General features: G+C 55.8%; 16 protein-coding genes. 6 read left to right on the plus strand and 10 right to left on the minus strand.

What is annotated here, in order from left to right; genetic code table 11:
• Positions 1 to 27: 27 nt before the first annotated feature.
• The 5 genes from K5K89_RS24210 to K5K89_RS24230 form a co-directional block, all read right to left on the minus strand.
• A complete protein-coding gene (locus tag K5K89_RS24210; protein WP_058423390.1) occupies positions 28 to 315 on the minus strand; it encodes a lipid asymmetry maintenance protein MlaB in 288 nt (95 codons plus the stop codon).
• Between the two features lie 23 nt (positions 316 to 338).
• Entirely contained in the window at positions 339 to 707 is a 369-nt protein-coding gene (locus tag K5K89_RS24215; RefSeq protein ID WP_058423391.1) for a response regulator, read from the minus strand.
• Positions 708 to 716: 9 nt separating this feature from the next.
• On the minus strand, positions 717 to 1928 hold the full coding sequence (locus tag K5K89_RS24220; protein WP_093128358.1) for a methyl-accepting chemotaxis protein: 1212 nt from the start codon (positions 1926 to 1928) through the stop codon (positions 717 to 719).
• A gap of 176 nt (positions 1929 to 2104) precedes the next feature.
• On the minus strand, positions 2105 to 2392 hold the full coding sequence (locus K5K89_RS24225; RefSeq protein ID WP_093128354.1) for a hypothetical protein: 288 nt from the start codon (positions 2390 to 2392) through the stop codon (positions 2105 to 2107).
• Between the two features lie 27 nt (positions 2393 to 2419).
• Entirely contained in the window at positions 2420 to 3316 is an 897-nt protein-coding gene (locus K5K89_RS24230; RefSeq protein WP_093128352.1) for a hypothetical protein, read from the minus strand.
• Positions 3317 to 3534: 218 nt separating this feature from the next.
• On the opposite strand from K5K89_RS24230, the gene K5K89_RS24235 reads away from it, so the two are divergent.
• On the plus strand, positions 3535 to 3864 hold the full coding sequence (locus K5K89_RS24235) for a hypothetical protein (RefSeq protein WP_092249275.1): 330 nt from the start codon (positions 3535 to 3537) through the stop codon (positions 3862 to 3864).
• A gap of 8 nt (positions 3865 to 3872) precedes the next feature.
• Here the strand turns inward: K5K89_RS24235 and K5K89_RS24240 are convergent, their stop codons facing one another.
• On the minus strand, positions 3873 to 4508 hold the full coding sequence (locus tag K5K89_RS24240; protein WP_092249278.1) for a LysE family translocator: 636 nt from the start codon (positions 4506 to 4508) through the stop codon (positions 3873 to 3875).
• 139 nt (positions 4509 to 4647) lie between these two features.
• Between K5K89_RS24240 and K5K89_RS24245 the strand changes: the two genes are divergently transcribed.
• Positions 4648 to 5016, plus strand: coding sequence for a PH domain-containing protein (locus K5K89_RS24245; RefSeq protein ID WP_071489223.1), 369 nt, complete (start codon positions 4648 to 4650; stop codon positions 5014 to 5016).
• Between the two features lie 88 nt (positions 5017 to 5104).
• Here the strand turns inward: K5K89_RS24245 and K5K89_RS24250 are convergent, their stop codons facing one another.
• Positions 5105 to 6859 (minus strand): hypothetical protein, encoded by a 1755-nt coding sequence (locus K5K89_RS24250; RefSeq protein ID WP_222540391.1) that lies wholly within the window; start codon positions 6857 to 6859, stop codon positions 5105 to 5107.
• Between the two features lie 432 nt (positions 6860 to 7291).
• On the opposite strand from K5K89_RS24250, the gene K5K89_RS24255 reads away from it, so the two are divergent.
• The 3 genes from K5K89_RS24255 to K5K89_RS24265 all read left to right on the plus strand — a co-directional run bounded on the left by K5K89_RS24255 (position 7292) and on the right by K5K89_RS24265 (position 9244).
• Positions 7292 to 8455 (plus strand): S-type pyocin domain-containing protein, encoded by a 1164-nt coding sequence (locus K5K89_RS24255; RefSeq protein ID WP_222540392.1) that lies wholly within the window; start codon positions 7292 to 7294, stop codon positions 8453 to 8455.
• A 14-nt stretch (positions 8456 to 8469) separates the two neighbouring features.
• Positions 8470 to 8757 carry a colicin E3-like toxin immunity protein gene (locus tag K5K89_RS24260; RefSeq protein ID WP_222540393.1) on the plus strand — a complete coding sequence of 96 codons (288 nt, stop codon included), beginning with the start codon at positions 8470 to 8472 and terminating at the stop codon, positions 8755 to 8757.
• 145 nt (positions 8758 to 8902) lie between these two features.
• A complete protein-coding gene (locus K5K89_RS24265) occupies positions 8903 to 9244 on the plus strand; it encodes a hypothetical protein (protein WP_306459258.1) in 342 nt (113 codons plus the stop codon).
• A 3-nt stretch (positions 9245 to 9247) separates the two neighbouring features.
• Here the strand turns inward: K5K89_RS24265 and K5K89_RS24270 are convergent, their stop codons facing one another.
• From K5K89_RS24270 to K5K89_RS24280, 3 genes are all read right to left on the minus strand, one after another.
• The gene (locus K5K89_RS24270) at positions 9248 to 9814 is read right to left on the minus strand and encodes a hypothetical protein (RefSeq protein WP_092249296.1); all 567 of its coding nucleotides are present in this window, start codon (positions 9812 to 9814) and stop codon (positions 9248 to 9250) included.
• A gap of 67 nt (positions 9815 to 9881) precedes the next feature.
• A complete protein-coding gene (locus K5K89_RS24275) occupies positions 9882 to 11930 on the minus strand; it encodes a hypothetical protein (protein ID WP_222540394.1) in 2049 nt (682 codons plus the stop codon).
• A 53-nt stretch (positions 11931 to 11983) separates the two neighbouring features.
• Positions 11984 to 12358, minus strand: coding sequence for a c-type cytochrome (locus K5K89_RS24280; protein WP_071489217.1), 375 nt, complete (start codon positions 12356 to 12358; stop codon positions 11984 to 11986).
• Positions 12359 to 12541: 183 nt separating this feature from the next.
• Between K5K89_RS24280 and K5K89_RS24285 the strand changes: the two genes are divergently transcribed.
• On the plus strand, positions 12542 to 12922 hold the full coding sequence (locus tag K5K89_RS24285) for a response regulator (RefSeq protein ID WP_071489216.1): 381 nt from the start codon (positions 12542 to 12544) through the stop codon (positions 12920 to 12922).
• Positions 12923 to 13003: the final 81 nt, after the last annotated feature.

The raw sequence follows: 13003 nt of genomic DNA on the forward strand, positions 1-13003 counted from the left end.
GTCGATCAATGAACGGGACAGTGCCGCTTAAAGCGCGGCGCTGCGACACAGTTGGAGCGCCTGCATGACTGCCTGGCTCTGGCCGGTCACACTCAAGGCGGTACCGGCAATGCCGGCTTCACGCTGGATGACGGCCAGCAACTGCAGGCCGGCACCGTCCATTTCCGTCACCTGGGACAGGTCCAGTTCCAGGCGCGGGGCCGCGCCCATCTGCGACAACAACGCGCCCGCCAGTTCAGCGACGGTGTAGATCGTGAGTTCGCCGTCGATGCCCACATGGGCGGTGTCGTCGATTGTTTCGTGAGTGATCGGCATGGTGGCCTCCCTGGCGCCGGGTGTCAGGGCAGGATCAATTTGGAGACCGCCGCCAGCATTTGCGCCGGCTGGAACGGCTTGACCACCCACGCCTTGGCGCCCGCGGCCTGGCCTTCGGCCTTCTTCGATTCCTGAGACTCGGTGGTCAGCATGATGATCGGTGTGAACTTGTAGTTGGCCAGCTTCTTTACCTCCTTGACGAAGGTGATGCCATCCATGTTGGGCATGTTCACGTCGCTGATGATCAGGTGCACTTTTTGTCCGGTCAGCTTGTTCAGGGCGTCCTTGCCGTCGCTGGCCTCGATCACGTCGTAACCGGCGCTTTTCAAGGCGATGCCGACCACTTGGCGCACGCTGCTGGAATCGTCGACCACTAATACATTCTTCGCCATGATGTGCTCCTAAAAGAAAGTGATGTCTTGGGAATTCGACTGCACAGCCGCCTCGCCGCGATGGAGGCGTCGTTGCTCGTCAGTGGCATAGGTGGTTTCCATGCGCGCCAGCCATTGGCGGGCGTCGATGGCCAGCGGCTGGTCCGGGGTCTGGTTGGCCTGTTGCAGATGGTCATGCAGGGCGTGCATGTTGTCGCGCACGTGACTGAGGATCTGGCTGACCCGGTCCTGGAATTGCAGGTTGACCAACACCTCGGTCATCTCATCGCGGATGCCGTAGCTTTCCTGCTTGAGCAGATCGGCGGATTCGGCCAGGCGCCCAGTGATGTTCTGGAAGCGTGTGAGCACCATTTGAATACTGTTTTCGGACTCGGCCACCGAATGGCTATCCTGGTCGGCACTGCTGGACGCGGCCTGCACCAATTGAGTAATGGCGTTGTTGATGATGTCGACCTTGGCCGACATCTGCTGGCCCGTTTCACTGGATTTGCTCGACAGGCTGCGCACCGCATCGGCCACCACCGCGAAGCCGCGACCGGCCTCACCGGCGCGCGCCGCTTCGATGGCCGCGTTGAGGGCCAGCAGGTTGGTTTGTGCGGCAATCGCTGCCACATCAGCGGCCATGGTACGCAGTTCGCCCGTGTAGGCGGTCAGGCTGCGCACCTGCGCCAGGGTCTGGTCACGGCTGGTTTGAGTGGCCTTGAGCGAATTGATCACCTGGCTCAACTCGCTGTCACTGCGCGCCAGCACCTCAAGCGCGCCGTCAGCGGCCTGCCCGTCCAGCTCGCCGGCCGCGTGCTGCGACGCTTGTACCGTCTCCTCCAAGCGAGTGGCGATCCCGGTGAAACGGTTCACCAGGCTCACAATCGCTTCCTCGGTCTGATGGCGCGAGCTTTCCACCTGCTTGGCCCAGATGGGCATGGCACCCAGCAATACCTCATCGAGCTGTGCACGCGAGGCCAAGCCGTCATGTGCATGCGCACTCGACTGGTCTGCCTGCGCCTGCGCAATCGCTCGCTGCAGTGCGTTGCGCTGTGAAGCCGCGCTCCAGGCACAGGCACCGAGGCCGATCACCACCAGTACCGCGCAGGCCAGCAGATTGGCCGGCGAGGTTGATTGCACGAGTATCCACAAAACGGCCGGCACGACCGGGATCAAGGCGAACCAACGGAAACGAGGATAAACGGGAAGGGGCATGCGGCTGGATAGGCGCTGGGGCATGAGTTCGGTCCTTGAACAGTGTTGCGGATATAAACGACATAGTGTTTATCCGCCCCTAGCGCCTCAACTTTAGGTCTGTTGAGTGCCTTCCGTCTGGTTTATGACCGATATGTTAATGACCCGTGGACCTGAGGCAGGCATTCCTTGAGGCCGCCCTTGCCGGGCGGCCGGTAGGGTTATTTCAACAAGGCAATCAGCGCGCAGACCACCGTGATCGCCAACGCCGGCCATTGCATTGGCATGAAAAAGAAGTGGTGGCGCACGCCATCGACGTGCGGTTGTCGGTTCAGTACAAAGCCCAGCAGGGTGTTGATCGCTGACCCCACCCCGAAGCCGAGCAACACCTGCATCAGCGATGTGTTGCCGGGTTTGACGCTGGGGTCGGGCCACAGCCCCATCAATAGCAGCACCATCGCCACCGGTGTAAACAACGTCAGCCAGCCTGCGCCGCGATAGATCATCATTTAATCCTCAGCTGTGACGCTGCTGGCTCAAGCCCGCTCGCGTGTTTGTTGTTGCGCCGCAAACACGGCATCGAGGGTATTGAGGAACAGGTCGTGACTCAGAATGCCGGTAGAGATAGTCGACAACACAGGTTTGCCGCTCTCGTCCTTGATCACCACTTTTTCGGTCCAGGCGTTGAGGTCGACGCTGCGCAGCGACGACATCGGCACTTTGTGGCCCTGGTACTCGAGGGATGCGCGGCTGACGACGATTGGCGAGGTGGTGATTTTCAGGAAGTTGCCACTCACGCGTTTGCCCCAGACCTGCCCCGAGCTGATGCAGTTGAACGTCACAGCCCCGCCCATCTCCAGCGTCGCGATCACTGCCGGCATGCGTGCGCGAACGTGCAATTCACGCACCAGTTGCTGGAATTCGTAAAAGCCTTTGAGGCTTTCAATCACCCGATGAAACGGCTCGGACGCGTTTCGTCGATAGGCCAGGTTGGTGATCATGCCGGTCATCACGGTTTGCCCGGAGCCGAACAAGTACAGGTCTTCGATATCGGCAAACGCCGTGTACTCGCGTTGCTCGTTGATGATGCGTTCGATGCCGAACTCAAACACGTTGTAGCGTGGCGCGCGCAGTTTTTTGTGCCAGGCGTAGGCTGCAAACACGCCCACGGCAAGAACGACCAGCAAGGCGCTGGTGGCGTAGATCAGGGTATGTGGGTTGGCAAAGTTCAAGGCCATGCCACGTGATGTCTGGAGGTTGACCGGGCCATCGTTGCCCGGTGGCAGTATCGTGCCCAGGTACAGCACAAAACCGGCGAGGGCCAGTAACACAACCCCGAATATCAAACTGAAAATCAGGAAGCCTTTGCCGTGGCGGAAACTCGCGATCAGCTCGCCGGTGGCCGAAGGTGCTTGGGTAGGGGATGACTGCATAAGTGTTTGCGTCCTTGTAATGGGTTAAGCCTTGCACACTGTCAGTCTGGTGGCCGGGTGCATTTGGCACGGCGAGTTGGAACATGGCTAATTAATATCGTTCCTTGGGAAGATGACTTCACAGGAGGGTGAGCCTGGCAGTTCGCGGTATTGGGGTCTTTTTTTTCCTGCCTGGAACAGTGATCATCGCCCTCCCCCAAGCCCTAGGAACCAAGACCATGGAGTTGACGCTGGAAGCTGTTGCGCTTTTTGCACTGAAGCTGGTGCACGAGACGGACGGCGGCAGCCCGGTCTTGCGGGACGATCCGGTGATGGATGGGTATGAGCGGGAGGTATTCGGGCTGCTGGTGCGGCAGGGAGACTTGGCGGCCATTCAATCCAAAGTCGCGGAATGTGTTGATCAAGCGCTTGAAGCACTGGGCGGGGCCGATACAGTGATGGGGCGCGAGTTGCAGCGCTTGGCGCTGGACGTGCGCCAGGCGTCGACACTGGATGAACTCAATGCCCCGCTCAACGCACTCAAGGATTACCTGAAAGCCATCCTGTAACGCACGGTTCAGCGCCGCCCCTCCACCGCCATCCGCACCGCCAGCCCCATCAATACCGAGCCCATCAACCAGCGCTGCACCACCTGCCAACCCGGCCGGGTAACGAAAAACACCGCGATGGACCCCGCCATGGTGGCAATCACCGCATTGACGCTCACGCTGATGAAAATCTGCGTAAAGCCCAGCACCAGGGATTGCGTCAACACGCTGCCATGACCGTTCGGGTCGATGAACTGCGGCAGCAACGACAAATACATCACTGCCACCTTGGGGTTGAGCAGGTTGGTCACCAAGCCCATGGTGAACAGCTTGCGCGGGCTGTCCTTGGGCAGATCCCGCACCTGGAACGGCGAACGCCCACCCGGCCGGATCGCCTGCCAGGCCATGTACGCCAGGTACAGCGCACCGCCGAAACGCAGCGCGTCATAGGCAAACGGCACCGCCATGACCAGGGCCGTGATCCCCAAAGCCGCGCACACCATATAAACCAGAAACCCCAACGCCACGCCGCCGAGGGAAATCAACCCGGCCGTGCGGCCCTGGCAGATCGAACGGGAGATGAGGTAAATCATATTCGGACCGGGCGTGAGCACCATGCCGAGAGAAATCAGCGCATAGGCCAGCCAACTGGACGGTTCGGGCATTGTTGGGCTCCTGGGGTGTAAGGTTGTCGGCGAAACATTTGGCCAAGGTTGTCAGCTTGGCCGCCATGGTAGGGCGTTCAAAATGCGCGCGTTAGATACAGATCCGCGAGTAAAACGGCATACACCCAAGAGACAGGACATGATCGACTTCAACAACAAAGGCTTCTTCAAGCTCAAGCAAAACAACGAATACGCCGAACGCGTCGCCGCCCTGCTGCTGGACGGCGAAGAAGTGGTCGACGCCTACAAGGCCATGCGCGACGGCGTGGTGTTCACCACCAAGCGCATCATCGCGGTGAACGTGCAGGGGATAACCGGCAGCAAGAAAGACTTCACGTCGCTGCCATATAAAAACATCGTGGCGTATTCGGTGGAGACATCCGGGACGTTTGATCTGGATTCGGAGTTGGAGATTTATTTTTCGTCGCTGGGCAAAGTGAAATTCGAATTTACCGGCAAGACTTCAATTGTGGAAATCTCGCGGTTGATTTCCAAACATCTGCTCTGACTCCTGGCCTTGAAAAGTCTACAGTGTGAAAGCCTGCACCGCTTAAACGATCGATGCAGTTTTCTCACTGTGACCGGCGAGCGTGATTTCACAGCAGCTTGCAGATGACCTTCAAGTCATCAAAAAGAAAGTGCGCGTTAGCTCGACAATAGACATCATAGTGCTCAGCCATCTGCCTGCCGCTCTGGGTATGATTGAAGTAAGCATCGACCATCTCCTGTGGTCGGTGCAACCGTGGTTTATTCAGAACTCGCTCCTCCGTAAGGTCTCGTTTTTTGCGAACCTGCACGCGCCCGTCTCGCAGTAAATTACGGAGCAAATTCCACTCATAAAAGAAAAACCCGTCCAACTCATAAAAATTCAAAAATGGGATATTGTGCAACAACACGAAATAACTATTATGCTCATAAGCCCCGCCCACACCATGCCGACTTAACTTTTTGCGGATACTCTCATCACTCAGACTATCTCTAAGCACTGCTAACTGGCGAACAAAACCGGCGCGGAAATTATCATTAAGAAACAACTGACATTGTTCCGCGAGGTAGGTCGGCATGTCCGACAACTGATACTTAACCTGAACAAAGTAATAAATATCATCCTCTACATCCTGAAGAATAAAATCTATATCATACCCCTTAACCTTCGAATTATTGCTCGGCTTAAACTCATCATAGACCTTGAAGCGCGGATCATTAAGATCCCGAATGTAGTTGAGGATATAATTTTTTTCGAACCCCACCCCTAGCAAATGACCAAAATTTTGGCCTTTCTCACTTCCTTTTGCCTCACCCAATAAAAACCTGACAAACTTTCTCAACCCATACTTAAAGTTCAGCGCCCCCCTGATATATACGCCGCCTTTGTATTCAATAAAGCTGCTAGCTGAGTCCAACGTGGGTGAACGTCCAATCAGCGCACTGTTGATCATATCCACTGTTGCGGAGCTGACAATACTTCTCAAGTAGGCTTCGTCGGTCGTGACTTGACCTGAAATCACACGCAGCTCAAGGTGAACTGCAAAATCGACGATTTCTCGCAGGTACTGATATTTCGGATGCCGGACCATATCTTCTGACAAATAGTCGGCATGTATGGAAAAACATTTATCCAAGGTCTGATCAACCAAAAGTTTTCGGAGCGCCTCTGGCAACCGCCCATATCTTTGAAGTAAAGGTATAGCGTCATGCCGAGAAATCAAGTCACTGATCTTTGAATTAGCCTCGGTAATTTCCGCTAGCCAAAAACCCTTAACCCGTCGTTGTAGCTTCACAGTAGGCGTAATATGAAGAGTGTCTCCCGCCAGCCTAGCCGTCAGCAGACCTTGCGCCATCAGAAAATAAACTTCACTTAGGTAGTAACTCGTCCATAAATTAGCATTCATGAGGATGGCCAAATTATGAACTGCACGCAGCTTCAAGCTTTCGGCAACCCTATTACAAGTATATTCGAGCGCTGCCCACGTATAAGACGCATTAAACCCAGCGATCATTTCGCGTCGAGACGCTGACTTAATGTCCTCTCCCGACAATAAAACTCCAACCTTGAAATACAGACCTAACTGATCAGTAAAACGATGCATGGTTTCCTGATTAAGGGGTGTGTAGTCTTCAAATAAATAATCAGGCAGGGTGTCGCGGGCATGCCGCAAGTTAACGCTAAGCTTTTCCCAGAGTAACGATTGGATCTGCTCGGAGCGAATCAGGCTACGCAGTAACGGGATACGGTAAAGCACTCGAGTGTGCCACTTGAGACGTTCCCCTACTGGAGGCTCCGTGGTCATTACCGCCATAGGATTATGCAAAAAGGCAAGCAGCGCTGGATCAACGTTGTCATAAATCATAAATAGTTTCCTGTTCGCTCTTTATTACCTTTACCCCCGGCGTTTCATACGGCCAGTTTCCGAGGCTATCAAACCGCAGGCGCGATGCGAAGGATGTCTATATGCGGGCGCAGTTTTATCTTCTTTATCAAAGATATAAATGTCAGTTTTCAATTGGCTCCGCAACCAAGGTTCCCATTTCGGCTGGCGTTGCGCGGCAACTTTTACCTCCTTTTCTCACGGACGGATCGTTTGAGAGATACAACTCCGGTATTACGCAACCTGATTGAGTCCAATGCTAAACGAAAAAAACAGAAAACGAGATAATGGAAACGTGCCTTTCCAACCAGATCTCAGTCCACTTTTCCCACACGTACAATCGAATTAAGCCGACATAAGCTTCTGCTCGCGCGCTCGTAGGCTCACCTCCTCGCACAAGGACGTGAGCCCGTCATGCCAGAACGCTTTTACCCACCCACCGAAGAAGAGTTACGCAAACGACGCATCCTGACGCCACAGCCATCGCGTGCGCCGTATTCGCCATCGGTTGATTTTTTCGAGCCATCCCCTGCCCCAGCCCCTACGCGAGCCAAACCTCCCGGCTGCGTCTTCATGAAGCCTTGCCAATTGCCTGACGGCATCACTCATTACTTCAATCCGGCAGGGTATGTGCCGTTGGAACTGATCAGGGAGTACGGCCACTTAAGCCTGCTGGGTGGGCGTGAGGTGGACAGCAGGGGCGCGGTTGCCTTGCGCAAGATCGGCGGCAGCACATTGCCTGCAGGTTTGGGCCAGTTGGCGTTGCGGTCGGCCGTTTGGGAGTCGGCGGCAACTGCAGTTGGATCGGTCGCCGGGGGCCTGCTGACGGGCTTGGTGGCGCTGGCCTGGCCGTCAGAGCTGGGTGATAGCGCGCTCTACAGCGAGGAGCAGTTGCGTTCGATGCAACGGGCGCGGTCGCAGATGCGGTTGCATATCGAGCAACGCGAGGACGGCACGCTCAAGGGGTATGGGTTCTACACGGGCAACCATGCCGATTGGCAGATGATTGATGTGGTGCAGTTCCAAAACCGTAGCGATCAGTTTGTAGCGGATTTGGGTGAGGGTGTGGAGTTGATCTGGACACCCGCCGTTGATCCCAGCGACACGCTGGGGATTCCGCCATTGGAGGCTGCGCCGCAAGCGCCGATGATCTGGATTTATCCGCCGACGGAGAAAGCGGCGCAGATTCTGGTGAACCCGGTTTATCCGCCGGAGTATCGGGATTTTATTCTGGTGTTCCCGGTGGAGTCGGGGGTACGGCCGCTGTATGTGGTAGTGAATGAGCCTCGGAAGGGCTTGAAAAACCCAGATTATGGCTACCACCCGGCCCCCAAGACCGAGGAAATTACTGGTTTCCCTGGTTTGATAGAACAGAAGAGAAAGACGCGAAAACGTAACGGCGGCGGTCTTCGGGAACGTTGGAAGGACGCGAAAGGAAAGAGACTTTTTGAGTGGGATTCGGAACAAGGTGAGCTGGAAGTCTACCGATACAGCGATGTGAAACACCTAGGTTCATTTGACCCTTATACCGGTGAGCGGCGGGGCCCGGCGAAAGATGAACGGCGAATTACAAAATAAACGGAGAGTCAATCATGGTGATGAAGATAAGACTGGAATGGTTTGACAAACAAACCGAAAACTTAGAGGCGGATGAATACTCAGCAAACCTCAACGAGGATGATGGCATTCTCAAAGCATTGGACCTTAATGACGAGCCTCAAATTTATGCCGGAGGATTCGATGTTCTCCCAAGCTGGGTAGCGATTCTCCAGCCACATTTCCGACACGTTATAGAGCCTGGCCTTTTCGACTACCAAATCTCCTTCCGCTACCAAGGCGCCTGGCCACCGCCTCCAAAACAATCCAAAAAGGCGTCGTGATGCAATGAAACCCACATCGCAAAAGCCCCTTCTCTACCGCTCAGTCAACACCCGAACCCATGGCGTGCGCCACGGCAGTTGTCGCGCCTACCGGTATGAGCGGCACACCAAAAGCGAAAAAGACAAACAATCAAACCGCGGTTCGATGCATAGCCATCAACGGCATGGCTTTGATTACACCCCGCTATTCCGCTTTCTACTTTCCAAAGTCGGTCACCCATGGGATCAGGTGTTCAGCGAAGCCAACGCCCGCCTGGATCGTCCGGAGCCGATGTTCTGGATGGTCGCGCAACATGAAAGCGACAAGCAGGATTACGTGAGAACGGATGAAAACAGCTACTACAGCGGCTTGTGGGTCGACGAAGGCGGCCTGCTGCAAAAGGTCAACCCACAGCTGACGCCCGAGCAGATGAAACCCTTCTGCAACTGCTGCACCCACACTTTCAACGGTGTGGTATTCCCGCAGGGTCTACCACACCACGGCTAACCCTCAACCCGACTTACCCCCACTCCCCGCCTCAGCCACCGGTACCCGATTTGCCGGGTCCGTCACGTCATACACATGCTGCTCACACCCCGAACCCTTGAATTGGAATTCCACCAGATACACTTTTGCCTTCTCCGGGCTAAACGTATTCATCTCCGGCCCGCAGGTGTAGTAGTAACCAGTACGGGTGTCGTTCGCGTAACCCGATACAGTGAGTTTCTTGCCGGGGTCGGCCTGGATTTCCAGTTGTGGGAAACGCTTGAAGCCCGCACTGGCCACGGTCTGGTTGAGCTTGGCGATCCAGTTGAAGACCTTGCCTTCGCCGGTGTCCATCACCGTGCCGAGGGCTTCCATGCGTGAGTCAGGATCGCCTTCGCGACTGATCGAGAAGTCGACGGCGGGGGTGCCGCCACTGGACTTCATAATGACTTTGGCGTGTTCCGCATCCACAGCCACGGTTTTCTGGCGAAACTGAATGCCGTCCTTGAACAGGCTGGATGATGAGTCGCGTTGGTTGGATTGGCAGGCGCCCAGGGCCAGAGCGAGGGAGAGCAATGCGATTCGCTTCACGGAGGATATCCTTATCGAATGAGGGTGATGAAGAGACTAGGGCTCACAGGGAATGTTCCAAACCTTATCACCTGTCAATTTTGCGCAGTTTGCCGCCTGAAACCGACTGTGCCACGGCCAATTGCTCCTCGAAGCTGAAACCCGAAAGCTCGTAGAACAGACTCCGCACTGGCTGAGCCTGTTCGCCCCGCAGGGGGTACCTGTGCAGCCGGGGCTGGGCCATGGTTCGGTAGACCCTGATCAGAGCCGGGTTCGCGGCATAACCTGCGAACTCACGCTGCGCACTTTCCACGTCGCTATATAAGGCATAGCCGTAGTCGTAAGCGGTATCGGAGTCCGCGCGTCCTCCAAACCGGACTTCGCCATCCTTGAGAAAATGCCTGAGCAAGTGAGCGTCCAGAATAGGCACGTCGTCATATGCAAAACCGGCGTGGTAAGGACCACTGACGATCACCAGCGGCAGCACGGTGACTTCGGACGCGTCGCTGAGGTGAGGAAAATACTGGCTGCAAAATGCCCCCAGTCCTTGCTGAATATGCTGGGCTTTTCGCCGCGCCTGGCGGGCTTTATGGATGATGCCATTGTTGTCGGAAAAATCGTTGTGGTAATCCAGCGGTGTTATCGGTGCTCGACGACTGCGCAATTCACACACCACCAGCAGACTGCCAAACGAGAACACAAGGTCGATCTCCTCGACAACCTTGGACGGTCCTCTGAACTTCACCGCCCCCAACCATGTCAAGCCCGCCATGATCGGGTTGGTTTTGCGACAATCTTCCAACACCGCGAGCAGGTAACGCTCAAACAGTCGTCCGCGTTGCTTCCCTTTGGGGTCGATGATGCTGAGCCAGATATCAAAATTCCTGGAGATGCTGGCCGTCAACGGCGCACTGATCGGAATCAGTACGTGTTCATCCACCTTCACCAACGGTCGCGACCACAGGTCGTGCTGCAGGCTCTTGGCCTCGTAAAGGAGCAGATCAATGGCCGCGTTTACCTGTTCAACTGCAAGCCCCGTGGACTCTGCAAGCCGTTCGACAAGAGTGTTGCGGGAAAACCGCGGACACAGCTTGAGCAGGTCTTCCCACTGCCGAGGCGCAGGCATCTGCCCATAGCGCTCTTTGAGTTGCGCCGCGATCACCGCAAGGTGCAGCCAGATATGCAGCAGATTTTGGCACTCGGTACTTTTTACAGCCGGGTCGGGAGAGGCATCGAACAACGGATGCAGGTACTCGTCGATCATGTAATACGGCGACAGATACGCATAAAGCGCGGCTGTCTGGACGCTGTCGCTTAATTCAGACCAGCTGCCGATCGACAACACGTCAGTGCCGACGCATTGGATATAGCGCTGCCACCCGAGCCGGGGCATATAGGTTTGGCGACCCTGATGAAGGTCATTGGAAATTCTCAGACCGTTGGTACCGTTGTGGTGATCACGGCGGTATTCATAAATCACTTTGACCAGATCCAGATGCTCCGACGCAGAGGAGAGCAGTACGCCTTTGGAGTCGGCAAAAAACTCCATGCCGCCGTACAACAACTCTTGCCAGATTTTTTTGAAACTATGGGTCAGTTGAACCAGGTCGCTTTCATAGGCAAAAAAGTTGATAGCGCTGAGCATATGCGGGCAATTGTCGGGGAACAGCACACGCAGGTCATGGCGGTTTTGATACAGATCCCAGATCGGCCCGCAAAGCGAATCCAGCCGCAGCATGTTGAGGTGATCCGGTGGCAGGCCGGACTCACCGTTGGTCAATGAAGAACGGAATGAAAGGTGCTCTTCAAGGGATGCTGTCGGGTTGGCCTCGACGGCCTGCAGGGCCTCGGCAGCCATTGCGCAGAAGAAGTGATTGGCCGACCCGATATGTGCGCTGATCAGCGCGTCATACGTCAGCGGCTCATCTGTACTGAACGAATAGTGCAGACGGCTGCTCTTCACCCGTTTAAATTGGGTGTTCAGCCAGCGTGCGCCTTCCAGGAAGCCTCTTTCGATACTGTGCCCAGGATAAAGCGCCTGGTATTTCACAATCCAATCGTTGATGTCGAACTCGTCGAGCATCGCGGGGTGTGCCAGTTGTTTGTTGCGGGCGAGCTTGAGCAGTTGCCGGTCCATCAGCGTGCCTCTGGTTTTTTAAGGTGAAGCCCGCAGGCTTCGATCGACACCAATCACTTGGGCTGGAAGGTTTCCAGATACGCCAGGATGTTTTCAATTTTCTCCTGGTCGCTGATACCCCAGAAGATCATCCGCGTACCACTCACCACCTTCTTCGGCGCCTCGATATAGGCCGCGAGCTTGTCACGGGTCCAGACCACACCGGAGTTTTTCATCGCGTCGGAATACTGATAATCCGTGGTCGTCGCGGCGGGCCGGCCGATGATGCCGTTGAGCTGCGGGCCGAAACCGCCGCGCGCGCCTTCGCCGATGCTGTGGCAGCCGCCGCAGGTCTTGGTGAAGAGCTTGCCGCCTGCCTCGGCGTCGCCGGCCGCCAGAGCGGGGCTTGCGTTAAGGATCAGGGCGAGGGTGAAAAAGGCATATTTCATCAAAGGCTCCACAGCCGGCAACGGTAGGCCGATTATGCCTGTATCAATTTCACTCCGCCGCTTCTGGTAACAGCCCGGGAAGCGCTCTGAAACGACCATCCATCGCCCGGTACACATCCAATCGAACCTATTCCAACCCATCCCACTCCACCTTACTGAATCCCTGATGGTGGAGTAAGGATCATGGCTCAGCCATCGATTTTGGTGCTGGAAGACGACGAAATCATTCGGGCGTTAATGGTGGATGTACTGGAGGATTTCGGCGCGCTGGTGACGTCGTTTCCTTCGGCGGATGAGGGGATGATTTATCTTGAGCGGGCCGATGATCCGGTCGACCTGATTGTCAGCGATATCCAGATGCCGGGCCTGCTCAATGGCTATGACCTGAGCAAGGTGGTGGCCCATCGTTGGCCGAAGGTGCCGGTGGTGTTGACCTCGGGGAATACCAAGTTGGCGGCGCAGTTGGGCGGCTCGGTGCGGTTTTTGCCCAAACCGTGGAGCACTGAGCATTTGATTGAGTGCGTACAAACGGCGCTGACCCAACAAGGCTTGTCAATGCACTGATAGCGTCACGATATCATCCAGATCGAACTTCATGGCGCCGTCCAGAGTCATTATGAAAGCAAGGAGCGACTTTTCTGATCC

Source organism: Pseudomonas sp. DR208 (assembly GCF_019823005.1).
Lineage (GTDB): Bacteria > Pseudomonadota > Gammaproteobacteria > Pseudomonadales > Pseudomonadaceae > Aquipseudomonas > Aquipseudomonas extremorientalis.